We start from the raw sequence: 15,945 nt of genomic DNA on the forward strand, positions 1-15,945 counted from the left end.
CTATGGCCCAAGGGTCACCGACGTCCGTCATGGGAGGCACCATGAAGCTCGGCAAGGCACTGGCCACCGGAGTCGCCGAGGAGCGGCCGCTCCACGAGGAGATCGGCCACGAAGAGCAGACCCTGCTCCCGCGGGAGACCGCCCGCATCGAACCGGCCGAGCCGGCCCGCGAAGAGGTCCCGGCCGTCCGATGAGACTCCGGCTCCCGGCGGAACGCCCGACGGAGCCGCCGACCGGATACAAGATCGCCCACCCGGTGCTGTCCCAGGACGGCACCCGGGCCGGGTTCACCGGTGTGTCGCTCGGCGGCGCGCTGCCGTACGGCGTGCTGGACGACGCCTCCTGCGTCTACGGCAGACGGCACCGCCCGCCCGCGCGGCTGTGCGACTGCGGTTTCCACTGCGTCCATGACCGCGCTGCCGCCGAGGCCATGCTGTGCACCGCCGAGCATCGGACGGCACTCCTGCTGGAGGTCTCCGTGCTCGGCGCCTACATCCGCTTCGAGCGCGGCTTCCGCTACGCCCGGCAGCGGGTGCGCACCGCCACCGCCGGCCCGTGCGCCTGCGGCACCACCGCCGCCGCGCTGGCCGACGCCGACTGGGGCAGACCCGGCTGGCGGGCCCTCGCGCCGGTCTGCGTCGGCTGCGTGCGCGGCCGTACGTCCGTCTCGCTCGCCGGTTTCGCCCGGCTCGCCGGGGAAGGGCTGCGGGTGGTGGCGCGGAGCGGCGGTACGGGATTCCCCTCCTGCGCGCCGGCGGGCGGCGCGGAGCCGGGTGTCCCCGAACTCGTCGCGGAGGCAGCCCTGTTGCAGGCTCGCCTCGACTGGTTCCAGAGCCAACTCGCCCGCCTCGGGGAACGTGGAACCGGGGGAGCGGGGCAGGGCTGACGGCCCGGGCCCTCGCCGCCCTCGGGGAAAGGGCACACCGATGACGCACAGGAATCCGCATGGTTCGGGTGCCAAGGGCCCCGACGAGCTGCGTCGGCAGTTCGAGCGCGCCAGGAGTCACTTCGGCGCGGGCGGGGCCGAATGGAAGGACCGGGCCCAGGTGCGGGCCGCCGACCTGAGGGACAAGGCCGGCGCCATGACCGTACAGCTGCGCGAGAGCGCCGCCCACCGTCCGGGGCAGGTCCTCGCCGGCATGCTCGGGGCGGCCGCGGTGACGGCGGTCGTCGCCCGGCGCCGGCACCGGCACCCCTGACCGAGGTCACCGCACGACGGCGCCGTCCTCCCGCTCAGCCTCTCGCCGACAACTCTGCCCGTCTGGACAAAAAAAGTTTTCGGTGGGAGGGTGGGCGCATGCTGGACGTGACCGTGATCGAGGACCCCGAGGCGGCGGCCGTGTCGCTGGACCCCATCAGGGCCCGGCTGCTCGCCGAGCTGGCCGTCGAACCCGCCTCGGCGGCGATGCTGGCCGGCAAGGTCGGACTGCCCCGGCAGAAGGTGAACTACCACCTCAAGACGCTGGAGCGGCACGGCCTGGTCGAGCTGGCCGGAGAGCGCCGCAAGGGCAATGTCACCGAGCGGCTGATGCGCGCGACCGCCGCGTCGTACGTCATCTCGCCGGCCGCCCTGCCCGCCGTGCAGCCGGACCCGGACCGCTTCCGCGACCAGCTCTCCGCGCGCTGGCTGCTCGCGCTCGGCGCCCGCCTGGTGCGGGACGTCGGCGCGCTGATCACCGGCGCCGCCAAGGCTCGCAAGCGGCTCGCGACCTACGCCCTGGACGGCCAGGTCCGCTTCGCCTGCGCCGCCGACCGCGCGGCCTTCGTCCAGGAGCTGACGGCGGGCGTGAGCGCGCTGATCCGCAAGTACGACACCCCCGACGCCGAGGACGGTCGCGACCACCGGATCGTCGTCGCCCTCCACCCCGCGGTCAAGGACCAGCCCCCCGTCGAAAGCTGAGCAGGAGCCCCGCCATGTCCAAGGAATTCGAGATCGTCCGCGAGTTTGAGGTCGACGTCCCTCCGGAGAAGGTCTGGGAGGCGATCACCACCGGAACCGGCGGCTATCTGTGGCCCATGGACCCGCCGGAGCCCCGGGTGGGCGGCTCGGGCCCCTTCGGATCCACCGTCACCGCCTGGGACCCGCCCCACCGCTACACCAACCGCAGCGAGGACGTCGGATTCCCGACCCAGTCCCTCAACCAGCTCGACTACACCATCGAGCCCCGTGACGAGGGCCGCCGCGCCTGGGTGCGTTATGTCCACAGCGGCATCTTCACCGAGGACTGGAACAACCAGTACGACGGCGCGAGCAAGCACAACAACTTCTATCTGCACACCCTGTGCGAGTACCTCACGCACTTCGCGCCCCGCCCGGTCGCCTTCGCCCAGCTGAACGGGCCCGCTGCCTCCGGCACCCGGGAGGCGCTCGCCGCCGTCGGCCACGCCCTCGGCCTGGCGGACGACGCGGCCGCCGGCACGAAGGTCGCCCTGCGGGGGCCCGGCGGGCGGGCCCTGGACGCCGTACTCGACTACCGCAACCCGTACTTCATCGGCCTGCGCACCGACAACGCGCTCATCCGCTTCTTCGGGCGCGGCCACTGGGGCGCCCCGCTCGGCATCAGCGTCCACGACTTCGCGCCGGACGCCGATGCCCAGGGGAACGAGAGCGCCTGGCAGGACTGGCTGAACGGGGTGTTCAGCCAGTCCTGAGCGCCTCTGCCGTCCTGCCGGCTACGGGCGGAAGCGCAGCACCTGCGGGTCGTGGTCGCTGATCTGGTCGTTGAACTCCGCGTTGACGTGCACGCTGTCGTACTCGAAGTCGCAGCCGCGCCGGATCGCCGGGCTGATCAGGATCTGGTCCAGGACCTGCTCGTTGCCCTGGTAGTCGTAGGTGTAACGCTCGCTCCTGGGCAGCGACTTGATCGCCGACCACAGTTCGCCGTCACCCTCGAGGATCTTCGCGGTGCCGGAGAACTCGAAGTCGTTCATGTCGCCGAGCGCGACGACGTTCGCGTTCTTCTGGACGGCCAGGATGTCCTTGACGAAGGCGTTCACCTCGGTCGCCTGCGCGTGGCGCTGGATCTCCGAGCTGCGCGTCGGCGGCTGGTACTGCGAGGTCAGGCCCTGGTCGCCGCCCTTGGAGACCAGGTGGTTGGCGATCACGAAGACGGTCTTGCCGCGGAAGACGAACTGGCCCACCAGCGGCTTGCGGCTGTCCTTCCAGGCCGCGTTCGCCGGGTCGATCCGGCCCGGCGAGACCGTCAGCTCGGCCTTGCCGTTCTCCTTGGTGACACCGACCGCCGTGGTGGAGTCGCCGCCCGCGCGGTCCACGAAGGACACCCGCTGCGGGTTGAACAGGAACACCTGGCGGATGTTGCCGCCCGGCTGGCCGCCGTCCTGGTCGTTGACCGGGTTGATCGAGCGCCAGTCGTACTTCGGGCCGCCCGCCGCGACGATCGCGTCGATCAGCTTGTTCACGGTGACGCTCGCGTCGACCGTCCCGTCGTCCGTGACGCCGTTGTTGTCCTGGATCTCCTCCAGGGACACGATGTCCGGCGACTGCAGGTTGTTCACGATCGCGGCGGCGTGCTTGTCGAAGGTGCTGTCCGACGGGTCGAGGTTCTCGACGTTGTAGGTCGCCATCGCCAGCTCGCGGCCCGACTGCTTCCGCGTGGTCTCCCGCTCCAGGCCGCCGCTCTTCAGGGTGCCGAGCCGGCTCGCGACGAGCGAGTAGCCGCCGAACTGGTTGAAGTCCAGCGGGCCGGTGGTGGTGCCTTCGAGCGTGTCGCCGACGTTCGCCTTCGGGAAGTCGGCGGTCGAGCCCAGCGACTGTATCTGCAGTCGGCCGGTGTTCTGCGAGCCGTAGGAGCCGTAGACCGTGCCGCCGCGGCGGTTGCTGTGCTCCCACGGCTTCACCGTCACCCACAGCTCGCTGTACGGGTCGGTCGCGGTGACCACTCCGGCGTCGGCGACCTGGACGTTCATGCCCTCCAGGGACTCGTAGTAGTCCAGGGCGTACGTCGACGGGTCCAGGGTCAGGCCGTTGATCGAGCCGCCGGCGGCGGTGTCACCCGCCGGGGCGTACTCGTCCGGCACCGAGTCCTCGTCGATGACGACCGGAGCCGGGACCGCGTTGCCGGTGGACACGGTGGTGACCGTCGGCTTGGTGATCTCCGTGACCGACTGGTTGCCGGAGGAGGTGCCGCCGGGGACGTACTCGGAGACCGTGCCGGTCACCGTGACCGAGTCGCCGGCCGCGACCTTCGGAGCGGAGCCGGTGAAGACGAACACGCCCTCGCTGGTGCGCGGGTCGTCGTCCGGGTTCGGGTCCTGGAGCCAGAAGCCCTTGGAGGAGCCGTACGCGCGGGTGGCCGTGACGATGCCCGGCACGTCCGTCACCTGCTGCCCGGCGTACGGCGAGATCCGGGTCGTGCCCTGGATGTCGTGGATGCGCACCGTGTCGGCGTGCGCGGGCGAGGTGAGGACGACGGCGGACGCCGCGCTGCAGACGGCGGCGACGGTGAGCGCGGCAAGGCGCGCGGAAGACCTGCTCGGCAAGGGTTCCCTCCAGGGACATGACAAAGTGCCGGAACGAGGGCGGAACGGGAGCGTGTGGGGCTCGTAGCCCTCCGTGACACGCATAGAGCCGAGTGAACAGTTGTCCCCCCAACTTCTACGCGCGTCAATCTCCTGCCTGGCGACGGGAGTTGTCAAGGTTTCGGCCATGTACGGCGGCCGACGGGGAGATGAACCGGGCGGCATGGGTGGAAATCCGTCTAGGCTGAGCGGCTGAGCCCGTTCACGGTCCGAGGAGAACCAGCCGATGTCAGACAGCTCCCCCCTGCCGCCCGTACGGCTGCACCCCGAAGCGGAGCTGGCACGCGCCGCGCTGTCCACGCCATTGCTCTCCCGCGCCGCCCGCCTCGCCCGCTGGGCCGGACCCGGCACCCGCGTGGACGCCGGCGGCGAACTGGTCGAGGAGCAGCTTCCGGCCGCCGCCGAACTGCTCGGACTGAGCGGCGACGACGCCGCGGGGTATGCCGGCGAGGCCTGGCGGGTCGCCCTGGACGCGGGACTGGTCGAGATCGTCGACGAGGAGGCCGGGACCGTCCGCGCGGGCGATGACCTGAATTTGCTCACCGGGGGCTCGCCGGCCGAGGTGCTCGGCGTGTGGCTCGCCGCGCTGGAGACCGTCATCGCCGATGCGGGCGTCCCCGATCTGGATGATCTGGTCGGCGCCCTGGGCGAGGGCGGCGAGATCGATTTCTCGTCACTCGACTGGGACCCCGAGGCCGAGGCCGAGTTCCTGGACGGCGTCCTCGGCAATCTCTATCTGCTGACCGTGAGTGAGGACGGCCCCGGTGACGGCCCCGTCCCGCTGCCCGCGCTCGCCGCGTCCATGATCGTCCCCGACGACATGGGCGAGCCCACCAACGACGTCCTGGAGCAGGTCTCCGACGCGATGATGCGGCTCGACGACCAGTTCCGGACCCTGGAGCCGGTCGGGCTCGTGGACTACCAGCCGGTGGACGAGGCCCTCATGGCCGACGCCGACGAGGAGCCCGCCGCGCCGGTGGACGACACCGACGTCTCCCGGTACGGCATGGTCCGGCTCACCCCGCTCGGCGCCTACGGACTGCGGGCCCGGCTGCTGGAGGCCGGATTCGCGGCGCCGGCCGTCGGTGAACTCGCCGACAAGGGCGCGGACGTGCTGCTCGCCGGCACGGCCGGGTTCGGGCAGGCGGCGGCGCAGGCCGAGACCGAGCAGTGGCTCGCGCGACGCGAACCGCTGGACGCGGCAAGGGAGTTGCTGGCCGCGGCACGGGGTGCCGACGCGGGCGCGCCGCTGCGCCGGCTGCGCTGCCAGCAGGCCCTGTCCCTGATCGGCACGGAGGCCGAGCCGGCCCTGCGGGAGGTGCTGGACGACCCCGAACTGGGCGGCCTGGCCCGCGTGTGGCTGAGCGAACGGGGCGCCGCCGGGGTGCCGGCGCCGTCCCAGGAGCTGGTGTTCTGGCTGACCGTCGACACGGTGGCCGCGCAGCTGGCCGCCGAGGGCAACTCCGAGGAACTGCAGGCGCTGGTGGAGGGCCTGGCGGCGCAGCACAGCGGGTTCTTCTCGACCGCCTGGCGGGTGGAGCACCCGGCGACGGCGGACGTCCTGGAGGCGATGGGACGGCTGCACCCGGACAAGAAGGTGGCGAAGGAGGCACGGAAGGCGGCCTTCAAGGCCCGCTCCCAGCACGGTGGTTGAAGGTCCCGGTTGAAAGTCTCCTGAGCCGGCCATGGGTCGGCTCATACGGATTCTCGAACATGGGCCTCTGAAGCAGCCCGGCGCTCAACTCCCGCTCAGGGCGCGGCGAGAGCGTGTGCACCGAACCGAGGTCCGCCCCCCTCCCCGGTACCGGGGTCGCCCTGGCGGGCAGCGGCGGCGCGCTCGTCGGCGCGCCGAAGGCCCTCGCCGCGACCGACCGGGCGCCGCACCCTCACCCTCAAGCTGCTGCTCGGCGTGGACCGGGACCCCGCCGAGGACGGCGAGGGCACAGAAACCGTCCTCGTGACAGGGCCTGGCGCCGCGAGGAGCTGACATCTAACATTTCAGTCCATGCAGGCCCTACGACCCGTTCCCCGCGCCCTCCTGCGGGACCGCGCCTACGCCGCCATCCGGGACGCCATCGTGGCCGGGGAGATCGAACCCGGCGCGGTGGTGCGCGACGCCGATCTCGCCGAGCAGCTGGGGCTGTCCCGGGCGCCGGTGCGCGAGGCCTTCTCCCGGCTGGTGGACGAGGGGCTGCTGGAGAGCAAGCCGCAGAGCTACACCCGGGTCACCCCGCTCGTCGCGGCCGACGTCCGGGACGCGGCCGCCGTGGTCGGCGCGATGCACGAGCTGGCCACCCGGACCGCCGTACCCAGGCTGCGGCGGACGGACGTCGAGGAGATGCGCGCGGCCAACGACCGCTTCGCCGCCGCCGTACGCGCGGGCGATGTGGACGAGGCGCTACGTGCCGACGACGACCTGCACGACGTACTGATCCGGGCCGCCGGCAATCGCGCGGCCGCCGCCACCGTCGCCCGCTACACCCCGCTCATCCGCCGCCTGGAGCGGCAGCGCTTCGGTGAAGGAGGCTCGTGCCGCTCAGCCGGGCTGCACGAGCGGCTGATCGAGGCCTGCGTCGACGGCGACGTGGACGGCGCGGTCCGGATCACGGAGGAGATCTGGCGCACGCTCACCGCCCTGGCCGACCCCGACTGACCCTGGAGGCCCCGTGTCCCTGTCGTCCTACGCCCGCTACCCCCTCCTCTTCGGCCCCTCCCCGGTGCACCCCCTGGAGCGCCTGACCGCACATCTCGGCGGCGCCGCGCTGTGGGCCAAGAGGGAGGACTGCAACTCCGGGATCGCCTACGGCGGGAACAAGACCCGCAAGCTGGAGTACCTGGTCGCCGACGCGCTCGCCCGGGGCTGCGACACGCTCGTCTCGATCGGCGGCGTGCAGTCCAACCACACCCGTCAGGTCGCGGCCGTGGCCGCCCGCGCGGGTCTCAAGTGCGTGCTGATGCAGGAGAGTTGGGTCGAGTGGCCGGACTCCGTGTACGACAAGGTCGGCAACATCCTGATCAGCCGGCTCGCCGGGGCAGAGGTGCGGCTGGTGCGGGCCGGGTTCGGCATCGGGATCAAGGAGAGCTGGGAACAGGCCTTGCGAGACGTCGAGGCGGCCGGCGGTAAGCCGTACGCCATCCCGGCCGGTGCCTCCGACCATCCGCTCGGCGGGCTCGGCTTCGCCAACTGGGCCTGCGAAGTCGCCCAGCAGGAGCGGGAGTCGGGGGTCTTCTTCGACACGGTGATCGTGTGCTCGGTGACCGGGTCCACGCAGGCGGGCATGGTCGCCGGATTCCGGGCCCTTCAGGAGGCGGGCGGGCGTCCGCGCCGGGTGCTCGGCATCGACGCCTCCGCCGCACCGGCCCGCACCCGTGAGCAGATCACGCGCATCGCCCGCGCCACCGCTGAACTCATCGGTGTCAAGGGCGAGTTGGCCGAGTCGGACATCGAGCTGGACGAGCGGTACCACGCGGGCACGTACGGCATCCCCGACGAGTCCACCCTGGAGGCGATGCGGCTGGCCGCGCGCACCGAGGGGATGGTCACCGACCCCGTGTACGAGGGGAAGTCGATGGCCGGGCTCATCGACCTCGTCCGGCGCGGTGAGATCGGCAGGGACTCCACCGTGCTCTACGCCCACCTCGGTGGCCAGCCGGCGCTGAACGCCTACAGCGCCCTGTTCTAGCTCGGGCGGGGCCATTGTGCCCGTCTCGCGGTCGACACGGGGCGCGCCCGGCCGCAGATCGCAAATTCTTACGATCCGTGCGTCTATTCTCACTCTGAGTAGTCAAACTGCTTCATAGTCAGGTGAGAAAGGGTCAAATCATGCGCACGTTCCAGCGCGCCGCGCTCGTGGCCGCAGTGGTCACGGGGCTGTCCGCCTTCGGTGCCGGCACCGGCTTCGCCGACGACAACGACGGTCCGCACCAGGTCACCGCAGTGGCTGCCGCGGTGGCCACCGCCGTGGTCACGGCGGAGCCGCATTCGGACGCGCACGAGCACGAGCATTCACGCCCCTCGGAGGACCACGACCACGAGAAGCCGGGGAAGCATGATCACAAGCACCACCATGGTCACAAGCACCCGGGAGGAAAGCACGACCACAAGGAGGACGGTTCGAAGCCGGGTCACAAGGAGGACGAGACCAAGCCCGGGCAGAAGGGGGACGAGTCCAAGCCGGGCCAGGAGGAGGACGAGTCCAAGCCGGGCCAGATGGAGGACGAGTCCAAGCCGGGGCAGAAGGGGGACGAGTCCAAGCCGGGGCACAAGGAGGACGAGGAGAAGCCCGGTCACGAGCACCACGGGAAGAAGCCGGGTCACAAGCACCACAGGCACCACAAGCACCACAAGGCCGAGCACGAGCACCACAAGCACCACAAGGCCGAGCACGAGCACAAGCGCTTCTCCGACGTCCGCGTCGCCGTGAACACTTCGACTGAGTGACGGCGGCTGTCGGCGGGCGGGGCCATGATGGCGGTGTGCCCTGCCCCCCGACGCCCTGCCATCCCCCGTCGCCGGGCCCGGCCGAAGGCCTCGGTCGCCTGGAGTCGGGCCCCACGCCCCGGACCGCAGTGGCGTGGCTTCCCCCGGCCGAACTCTGGCCCGCCATCCAGCGCATCCGCGCCGCGCACGACCCGCAGATCCGCCGCTGGCCACCCCATGTGAACCTGGTCTACGGCTTCGTCCCGGAGGAGGACTTCCCGGCGGCGCTCCCGCTGCTGGCCGCCTCGGCCGCCCGCTGCGAGCCGTTCGACATCCGGCTCAGCGGCGTCCGCGCCTTCCGCCACCGCTCCTACGCCACCGTATGGCTCGACCCCGCTGCGGCCGGCCTGGAACCCTGGACGGAGCTGCGGCGCGCGCTGGCGGAGCCCTTCCCGTACTGCGCGGAGCGCTTCCCGCGGTTCACCCCGCACCTCTCGCTCGGACGCACCCGTGTCCCGCGCGTGCTCGCGGCCGAATGCGCCGCCCGGCTCGGCGTGCTGCACGCGCGCGTGAGCGAGATCGACGTGCTCTCCCGCCGCGGTGACGGCCCCATGCGCACTCGGGCCACGATCGACCTGGGCACCGGCGCCGTGCTGCGCCACCCCGGTCCTGCGTGACGGATGCTCGATAAGCTGCGAAGAGGATCCCCGGTTGGCAAGGAGTATCTGGATGCCGCAGGTCAGGCCCATGCGCGCGGACGCTCGGCGCAACTACGAGCGACTGCTGAAGGCGGCGGCGGAGGCCTTCGCCGAGCATGGGGAGAACGCGTCGCTCGACGACATCGCCAAGCGCGCGGGCGTCGGCGCGGGCACGCTCTACCGGCACTTCCCGACCCGGCAGGAACTGCTGCAGGCCGCGTATGTGGACCGCTTCGAGGCGCTGGGGACGCGGGCCGACGAGCTGGCGCGGGAACTGCCGCCGGGCGAGGCGCTCATGGCGTGGCTGAGCGAGCTGTGCGTGGCCACGATCCAGGTGCGGGGCCTGAAGCCGCTGCTGGGCTCGGCGGTCGCGGACGGCGGCTCGGTCGCGCGGACGGCGTGCGGCGCATCGGTGCAGGGCGCGGCGAAGCGGCTGGTGGAGGCGGCCCGGGCGGTGGGTGCCCTGCGGGCCGACGTGGAGCCGATCGAGGTGCTGCGGCTCGCGCACGGGATGGCGACGGCGTCGGAACTGGCGGACGGGCAGGGGCGGGAGATCCGGCGGTACTTGACGCTGCTGATGGAGGGGCTGCGGGCCTAGGCCCTGTCGTCAAACTCCCGCCTGCTCGGCGGCGTTTGGCACGCACTCCCCCACGCACGCACCAAACGCCGCCGACCCCGCCCTCCGGGCGGATGACGGGAGTTTGACGACAGGGCCTAGTGCCCCGGCAGGCGGTGGCTCCACGAGGCGGGCGGCACTGCCGCCTCCCGGAGGGGCGCGGGGAACTGCGCGATCAGCTCCCACGCGCCCGCACCTCAAGGGGCTACAGAGCCCTCGCTCCCGGCTCCACCATGTTCCGTACCGTCCGGGCCTTGACGAAGTCGCCCATGGCCGTCATGTCCCACTCGCCGGAGAACTGGCGGATGAGCTTGGCCATCATCACGCCGGTCTGGGGCTCGGCGTGGGTGAGGTCGAAGCGGACCAGTTCCTCGCCGGTGGCCGCGTCCACCAGGCGGCAGTACGCCTTGGCCACCTCCGTGAACTTCTGGCCGGAGAAGGAGTTCACCGTGAAGACCAGGCCGGTGACCTCCTGGGGGAGCCGGCCGAGGTCCACGGTGATCACCTCGTCGTCGCCTCCGCCCTCACCGGTGAGATTGTCCCCGGAGTGCCGGATCGCGCCGTTCAGGATCGTCAGCTTGCCGAAGTAGCAGCTGTCGATGGGGTTGCGCTGCGCGCCGTAGGCGATGACCGAGGCGTCCAGGTCGATGTCCCTGCCGCGGAAGGCGGGCTCCCAGCCGAGCCCCATCCGCACCTGGGAGAGCAGCGGCCGGCCGCCCTTGACCAGGGACACGGTCTGGTTCTTCTGCAGGCTGACCCGGCCCTTGTCCAGATTGACCTTCCCGGCACCGGGCGCCGGGGCGGGCGGCACCGGGGGAGCGGGCGGGGTGACCGGGGTCTGCATCGCGGGTGCGGGCGGTGTGACGGGGGCCTGGGCGGGAGGCGTCGGCGGGGCCGCCGGCTGCTGCGGCGGGGCGGCGGGCGCGGCGGCCGGCTCCTCCACCGTCACCCCGAAGTCCGTGGCGATGCCGGCCAGTCCGTCGGCGTACCCCTGGCCCACCGCGCGGGCCTTCCAGGCGCCGCCCCGGCGGTAGATCTCCACGACGACCAGTGCCGTCTCCGCGCCGAGCTGGGGCGGGGTGAACGTGGCCAGCACCGCGCCGGCGTCCGCGTCGCGGATCGTGGCCGTCGGCTCGATGCCCTGGAAGGTCTGGCCGGCCGCGTCCGGGCTGGCCGTCACCACGATCTTCTCGATGTCCGGCGGGACGGCGGCGGTGTCGACCGTGATCGCGTCCGGTTTCGCGCCGCCGCCGGACGCGTAGGCCACGCCCGGTCCCGCCGGCTGGTTGTAGAAGATGAAGTCCTCGTCCGAGCGCACCTTGCCGTCGGCGGTGAGCAGCAGGCCCGACACGTCGAGTCGCACGGGGGCGGCGACGTCCACCGTCACACGCGCGGTGGAGAGAGGGATGTTCGAGCCAGGGGTCATAGCTGTCATGCCGGGTGAACGAACGACACCGCTTTACCGTTCCCTTACCCAGCCCCCGATCGGCTCAGGGCACGACCACGATCTTCCGCCCCACCCCCGCCGCGAACTGCTCCAGCGCCTGCGGGTACCGCTCCAGCGGGATCCGGTCGCTGATGAAGACCTGCGGATCCAGTACCCCGTTCGCGAACAGCTCGGCCGCCCGCTCGAAGCTGTGGAGGACCGCCATGGAGCCAGTGATGGTGATCTCCTGGTTGTAGATCCGATACGGGTCGATGGTCACACGGGTCGCGTAGTCGGCCACCCCGAACTGCAGGAACGTTCCGGCCTTCGCCACCCGGTCCAGGCCGTCCTGGATCGCCGCCGCGTTGCCCGTGGCGTCCACGACCACGTCCCAGCCGTGCGGCCGGTCCAGCTCGTCCGCGCTCGCCGCCGAGGCGGACACCCCCAGCTGCCGCGCCGTCTCCAGCCGCGCCGGGTTCACGTCGACGACGTCCACGCTCGCCGCGCCCGTCCGCTTGGCCAGCTCCAGCATCATCAGCCCCATGGTTCCGGAGCCGTAGATCAGCACATGGGCGCCCAGGCGGGAGCTGAGGACGTCGTAGCCGCGTACCGCGCAGGACAGCGGCTCCACCAGGGCCGCGTCCTCGGTGCGCACATGCTCGGGCAGCTTCACGCAGTTGGCGACGGGGGCGAGTGCGTACTGGGCCGCCCCGCCCGCCGTGGTGACGCCGATCGCGGCCCACCGCTCGCACAGGTTGTTGTGGCCGGTACGGCAGTAACGGCACTCGTAGCAGTACAGGGAGGGGTCGACGGCCACCCGGTCGCCGACCGCGACCTCGGTGACCTGGCTGCCGACCCCGACCACCTCGCCCGCGAACTCGTGCCCGGGAACCAGCGGCAGCTTGGGCGCGAACTCGCCCTGGAGGATGTGCAGGTCGGTGCCGCACAGGCCGCAGGCGGCCACTTCCACGACGACCTCGCGCGGGCCCGGCGTCGGGTCCGGCACCTCGGCGACGACGGCGCGGCCCACGGACTCGATGACGGCGGCCTTCATTTCACGGCTCCCAACGACAGGCCCTGGACCAGCTTGTCCTGGGCGGCGAACCCCGCGGCGAGCACCGGCAGGGAGATGACGAGCGACGCGGCGCACACCTTGGCCAGGAACAGGCCCTGGCTGGTGATGAAACCGGTCAGGAACACGGGGGCGGTCTCGGCGACCACGCCCGTGAGCACACGGGCGAAGAGCAGCTCGTTCCAGCTGAAGATGAAGCAGATCAGGGCGGTCGCGGCGATGCCGGGCAGGGCGATGGGGGCGACCACACGCGCGAGGATCGTCGGCAGCCGGGCGCCGTCGATCTGCGCCGCCTCGATCACCGCCACCGGGACCTCGGCGAGGAAGGACTGCATCATCCACACCGCGATCGGCAGGTTCATGGAGGTGTAGAGGATGACCAGGAGCCAGATGTTGTCGAGCATCCCGGCGTTCTTGGCGAACAGATAGATCGGCAGCAGGCCCGCCACGGCCGGCAGCATCTTCGTGGACAGGAAGAAGAACAGCACGTCCGTCCACTTCTTCACCGGCCGGACCGAGAGCGCGTAGGCCGCCGGGAGGGCCAGCAGGAGGACACACAGTGTGGAGAACACCGACGCCACGGTGGAGTTGATCAGCGCGGGCCAGGGGCTCGCCCCGCCGCCGCTGCCGAAGAACTCGCGGTAGCCGTCCAGGGTGAGGGAGGCGGCGAAGGACGGCGGGTTGGTCGCCGCGTCCGCCTCGGAGTGGAAGGACGTCAGGGTCATCCACGCGATCGGCAGGAAGAACACGATCCCGGCGAGCCAGGCCATCAGACCCAGCCCGTTGCGGCGCAGTACGGCGTTCATGCGCGGGACACCTCCTCGCGGAACAGGGACGACACCACGCGCAGCGCGAAGGTCGCGATGATGATCGAGCCGATGACGACCAGGACGCCGGCGGCCGAGGCGAGGCCGTTCTCATGGGCCTGGTAGAAGCTCTGGTAGACGGTGTAGGGCAGGTTGGCGGTGCCCAGGCCGCCGGAGGTGATCGTGAAGACCGCGTCGAAGTTCTGCACGATGTAGATCGAGCCGAGCAGCGCGCCGAGTTCGAGGTAGCGGCGCAGGTGCGGGAGTGTCAGATGGCGGAAGACCTGCCAGTCGTTCGCGCCGTCGACCCGCGCGGCCTCGATCTGCTGCTGGTCCCGGCTCTGCAGCCCGGCGAGCAGGATCAGCATCATGAACGGCGTCCACTGCCACACCAGGGAGGCCTCGACCGCGAGCAGCGGGGTGCGGGAGATCCAGTCGGGCTGTGGGCCGCCCACATAGTGCAACAACCCATTGAGCAGGCCGTATTCAGGGTTGTAGAGCACATGTTTCCAGAGCAGCGCCGCGGCCACCGGCACCACCAGGAACGGGGCGATGAGCAGGGTGCGTACGACACCCCGGCCGCGGAACCTGCGGTCCAGCAGCAGGGCGAGCAGCAGCCCGAGGACCAGGCTGGCCAGCACCACCCCCACCGTGAGCAGCACGGTCGTCCACACCGAGTGGCGCAGGTCGGCGTCGGTCAGCACCTGGCGGTAGTTGTCGAGGCCGGTGAAGTGGCGGGCCTTGGGGTAGAGGGCGTTCCAGTCGAAGAAGGAGATCACCAGCGTGGCCACGAACGGCAGCTGGGTCACCGCGATCATGAAGACGAGGGCCGGCAGCAGCGGCGCTCGGGTGGCCCAGGCGCGCAGCCGGGCCGAGGGTGGTTTCATCATGCGTGTGGGGGTGGCCGCGAGGCGGGCCGTGGTCGTCGCTGTCATCGTCCCTCGTACTCCTTGGAGATCTTCTCGGCGAGCGCCTGCGAGTTCTTGAGGGCCGAGCCCGTGGACTGGCGTCCGGCGATGGCCGCGCTGATCTCCTGGGAGACCTTGGTGCCGAGATCGGTGAACTCGGGGATGCCGACGAACTGGATGCCGGGCGCGGGCCGCGGCTGCACGCCCGGGTCGTTCGGGCGGGCGCTCTCGATGGCCTCCTTGGTCATCTCCTGGAAGGCGGCCGCCGACCTGCGGTAGTCGGCGTTGGTGTACGTCGACGCCCGCTTGCCCGCCGGGACGTCCGGCCAGCCGCTGGTCCGGCCGACCAGTTGCTCATAGCCCTTGCTGGACGCCCAGGAGACGAACTTCCAGGCCTTGTCGGGGTTGCGGGACGCCTTCTGGATGCCCCAGGCCCAGGTGTAGAGCCAGCCGGAGGACGGGGTCCGCACGACGGGGGCCGGGGCGTAGCCGAGCTTGCCCTTGACCGGGGAGCCCTGGGCCTCCAGCAGGCCGGCGGCGCTGGTGGCGTCGTACCACATGGCGACCTTGCCCTGGGTCATGTCGTTCAGGCACTCGGCGAACCCGGACTGCGCGGCGCCGGACTCACCGTGCGCACGGACGAGGTCGACATAGAACTTCGTCGCCTTCTCGAACTCGGGGGAGTCGAGACGGGCCTTCCACCGCTTGTCGAACCAGGTGCCGCCGAAGGTGTTCACCACGGTGGTGAGCGGGGCCATCAGCTCGCCCCAGCCGGGCAGCCCGCGCAGGCAGATGCCCTTCATGCCGGGCTGCGCGCCGTCCGCCTTCGCGGCGAGGCCGGCGACCTGCTGCCAGGTGGGATGGGCGGGCATGGTCAGGCCCTTCGCCGCGAACACGTCCTTGCGGTACATCAGGAAGGACGACTCGCCGTAGAAGGGCTGCCCGTAGAGCTTGCCGTCGTCGGCGGTGAGCGACTGGCGCATGGGTCGCAGGACGTCCTGTTCGTCGTACGACGGGTCCTTCGCCACATACGAGTTCATCTCGTGCAGCCAGCTGTTGCGGGCGTAGATCGGTATCTCGTAGTTGGACAGGGTGGCCACGTCGTACTGCCCGGCCTGGTTGGCGAAGTCCTGGCTGATCTTGTCGCGGACGTCGTTCTCGGGCAGGACGGTGAAATTGACCTTGATGCCCGTCTCCTTGGTGAAGTGGGCCGCGGTCAGCTTCTGCAACTCGGTCATCTGCGGGTTGTTGACCATCAGGACGTTGATGGAATCGCCGCCGGAACCGGACCCGCCCGCACCGACCCAGCAGCCGGAGAGCAGCGGGGCGAGCAGCGTCCCTGCGGCGGCCATGGCGAGCGTGGCTCGCGGTGGCCTCCGTCGGCTCTGGGTTCGCATGGATCGCTCCTGGATTTATCGGGATATAAGGGGCACTTATTGGTGTGAAGGGCCCCTATAGGG

General features: G+C 71.2%; 17 protein-coding genes. 11 read left to right on the plus strand and 6 right to left on the minus strand.

All coding sequences use genetic code 11. The annotated features are described in order from the left end of the window. Positions 1–41 precede the first annotated feature (41 nt). The 5 genes from AB0L75_RS12660 (at position 42) to AB0L75_RS12680 (ending at position 2,652) form a co-directional block, all read left to right on the plus strand. Positions 42–194 (plus strand): hypothetical protein, encoded by a 153-nt coding sequence (locus tag AB0L75_RS12660; protein WP_365179417.1) that lies wholly within the window; start codon positions 42–44, stop codon positions 192–194. Continuing rightward, complete coding sequence (locus AB0L75_RS12665; protein ID WP_365179420.1) at positions 191–886, plus strand: hypothetical protein; 696 nt, start codon at positions 191–193, stop codon at positions 884–886. Before AB0L75_RS12660 ends, AB0L75_RS12665 begins: the two co-directional genes overlap by 4 nt. 40 nt (positions 887–926) lie before the next feature. Continuing rightward, positions 927–1,199 carry a hypothetical protein gene (locus AB0L75_RS12670; RefSeq protein ID WP_365179422.1) on the plus strand — a complete coding sequence of 91 codons (273 nt, stop codon included), beginning with the start codon at positions 927–929 and terminating at the stop codon, positions 1,197–1,199. Between the two features lie 98 nt (positions 1,200–1,297). After that, positions 1,298–1,900, plus strand: a complete 603-nt coding sequence (locus AB0L75_RS12675) for a helix-turn-helix domain-containing protein (protein WP_365179425.1) — start codon at positions 1,298–1,300, stop codon at positions 1,898–1,900. 14 nt (positions 1,901–1,914) lie between these two features. Next, positions 1,915–2,652 carry an SRPBCC domain-containing protein gene (locus AB0L75_RS12680; protein ID WP_365179427.1) on the plus strand — a complete coding sequence of 246 codons (738 nt, stop codon included), beginning with the start codon at positions 1,915–1,917 and terminating at the stop codon, positions 2,650–2,652. A 21-nt stretch (positions 2,653–2,673) separates the two neighbouring features. Here AB0L75_RS12680 and AB0L75_RS12685 read toward each other — a convergent pair whose 3' ends face one another. Beyond that, positions 2,674–4,500, minus strand: coding sequence for an endonuclease/exonuclease/phosphatase family protein (locus tag AB0L75_RS12685; protein ID WP_365179430.1), 1,827 nt, complete (start codon positions 4,498–4,500; stop codon positions 2,674–2,676). Between the two features lie 265 nt (positions 4,501–4,765). Here AB0L75_RS12685 and AB0L75_RS12690 point away from each other — a divergent pair, with 265 nt between their 5' ends. From AB0L75_RS12690 to AB0L75_RS12715, 6 genes are all read left to right on the plus strand, one after another. Then, positions 4,766–6,193 (plus strand): hypothetical protein, encoded by a 1,428-nt coding sequence (locus tag AB0L75_RS12690; protein ID WP_365179433.1) that lies wholly within the window; start codon positions 4,766–4,768, stop codon positions 6,191–6,193. A gap of 351 nt (positions 6,194–6,544) precedes the next feature. Beyond that, the gene (locus AB0L75_RS12695; RefSeq protein WP_365179436.1) at positions 6,545–7,192 is read left to right on the plus strand and encodes a GntR family transcriptional regulator; all 648 of its coding nucleotides are present in this window, start codon (positions 6,545–6,547) and stop codon (positions 7,190–7,192) included. A 13-nt stretch (positions 7,193–7,205) separates the two neighbouring features. Continuing rightward, complete coding sequence (locus AB0L75_RS12700) at positions 7,206–8,222, plus strand: 1-aminocyclopropane-1-carboxylate deaminase (RefSeq protein ID WP_365179439.1); 1,017 nt, start codon at positions 7,206–7,208, stop codon at positions 8,220–8,222. A gap of 140 nt (positions 8,223–8,362) precedes the next feature. After that, complete coding sequence (locus AB0L75_RS12705; protein ID WP_365179442.1) at positions 8,363–8,980, plus strand: hypothetical protein; 618 nt, start codon at positions 8,363–8,365, stop codon at positions 8,978–8,980. A 128-nt stretch (positions 8,981–9,108) separates the two neighbouring features. Next, on the plus strand, positions 9,109–9,636 hold the full coding sequence (locus tag AB0L75_RS12710; protein WP_365179445.1) for a 2'-5' RNA ligase family protein: 528 nt from the start codon (positions 9,109–9,111) through the stop codon (positions 9,634–9,636). 52 nt (positions 9,637–9,688) lie between these two features. Further along, positions 9,689–10,255 carry a helix-turn-helix domain-containing protein gene (locus AB0L75_RS12715; protein WP_365179448.1) on the plus strand — a complete coding sequence of 189 codons (567 nt, stop codon included), beginning with the start codon at positions 9,689–9,691 and terminating at the stop codon, positions 10,253–10,255. A 223-nt stretch (positions 10,256–10,478) separates the two neighbouring features. On the opposite strand, the gene AB0L75_RS12720 is transcribed toward AB0L75_RS12715, so the two are convergent. From AB0L75_RS12720 to AB0L75_RS12740, 5 genes are all read right to left on the minus strand, one after another. Then, a complete protein-coding gene (locus tag AB0L75_RS12720) occupies positions 10,479–11,699 on the minus strand; it encodes a TerD family protein (protein ID WP_365179451.1) in 1,221 nt (406 codons plus the stop codon). 64 nt (positions 11,700–11,763) lie between these two features. Further along, positions 11,764–12,753, minus strand: coding sequence for a zinc-dependent alcohol dehydrogenase family protein (locus tag AB0L75_RS12725; RefSeq protein WP_365179454.1), 990 nt, complete (start codon positions 12,751–12,753; stop codon positions 11,764–11,766). Continuing rightward, positions 12,750–13,577, minus strand: a complete 828-nt coding sequence (locus AB0L75_RS12730) for a carbohydrate ABC transporter permease (protein WP_365179457.1) — start codon at positions 13,575–13,577, stop codon at positions 12,750–12,752. Before AB0L75_RS12730 ends, AB0L75_RS12725 begins: the two co-directional genes overlap by 4 nt. Then, the gene (locus tag AB0L75_RS12735; protein ID WP_365179460.1) at positions 13,574–14,512 is read right to left on the minus strand and encodes a sugar ABC transporter permease; all 939 of its coding nucleotides are present in this window, start codon (positions 14,510–14,512) and stop codon (positions 13,574–13,576) included. Before AB0L75_RS12735 ends, AB0L75_RS12730 begins: the two co-directional genes overlap by 4 nt. Further along, positions 14,509–15,882 carry a sugar ABC transporter substrate-binding protein gene (locus AB0L75_RS12740; RefSeq protein ID WP_365179463.1) on the minus strand — a complete coding sequence of 458 codons (1,374 nt, stop codon included), beginning with the start codon at positions 15,880–15,882 and terminating at the stop codon, positions 14,509–14,511. Before AB0L75_RS12740 ends, AB0L75_RS12735 begins: the two co-directional genes overlap by 4 nt. Between the last annotated feature and the right edge of the window lie 63 nt (positions 15,883–15,945).

Origin of the sequence: Streptomyces sp. NPDC052101, from assembly GCF_040680235.1 — a bacterium.
Lineage (GTDB): Bacteria > Actinomycetota > Actinomycetes > Streptomycetales > Streptomycetaceae > Streptomyces.

Excerpts from the sequence above, each read along its gene's own strand:
- AB0L75_RS12660 (WP_365179417.1), top strand. The coding sequence starts at position 42 with ATGAAGCTCGGCAAGGCACTGGCCACCGGAGTCGCCGAGGAGCGGCCG.
- AB0L75_RS12665 (WP_365179420.1), top strand. The coding sequence starts at position 191 with ATGAGACTCCGGCTCCCGGCGGAACGCCCGACGGAGCCGCCGACCGGA.
- AB0L75_RS12670 (WP_365179422.1), top strand. The coding sequence starts at position 927 with ATGACGCACAGGAATCCGCATGGTTCGGGTGCCAAGGGCCCCGACGAG.
- AB0L75_RS12675 (WP_365179425.1), top strand. The coding sequence starts at position 1,298 with ATGCTGGACGTGACCGTGATCGAGGACCCCGAGGCGGCGGCCGTGTCG.
- AB0L75_RS12680 (WP_365179427.1), top strand. The coding sequence starts at position 1,915 with ATGTCCAAGGAATTCGAGATCGTCCGCGAGTTTGAGGTCGACGTCCCT.
- AB0L75_RS12690 (WP_365179433.1), top strand. The coding sequence starts at position 4,766 with ATGTCAGACAGCTCCCCCCTGCCGCCCGTACGGCTGCACCCCGAAGCG.
- AB0L75_RS12695 (WP_365179436.1), top strand. The coding sequence starts at position 6,545 with ATGCAGGCCCTACGACCCGTTCCCCGCGCCCTCCTGCGGGACCGCGCC.
- AB0L75_RS12705 (WP_365179442.1), top strand. The coding sequence starts at position 8,363 with ATGCGCACGTTCCAGCGCGCCGCGCTCGTGGCCGCAGTGGTCACGGGG.
- AB0L75_RS12715 (WP_365179448.1), top strand. The coding sequence starts at position 9,689 with ATGCCGCAGGTCAGGCCCATGCGCGCGGACGCTCGGCGCAACTACGAG.
- AB0L75_RS12720 (WP_365179451.1), bottom strand. The coding sequence starts at position 11,699 with ATGACCCCTGGCTCGAACATCCCTCTCTCCACCGCGCGTGTGACGGTG.
- AB0L75_RS12725 (WP_365179454.1), bottom strand. The coding sequence starts at position 12,753 with ATGAAGGCCGCCGTCATCGAGTCCGTGGGCCGCGCCGTCGTCGCCGAG.
- AB0L75_RS12730 (WP_365179457.1), bottom strand. The coding sequence starts at position 13,577 with ATGAACGCCGTACTGCGCCGCAACGGGCTGGGTCTGATGGCCTGGCTC.
- AB0L75_RS12735 (WP_365179460.1), bottom strand. The coding sequence starts at position 14,512 with ATGACAGCGACGACCACGGCCCGCCTCGCGGCCACCCCCACACGCATG.
- AB0L75_RS12740 (WP_365179463.1), bottom strand. The coding sequence starts at position 15,882 with ATGCGAACCCAGAGCCGACGGAGGCCACCGCGAGCCACGCTCGCCATG.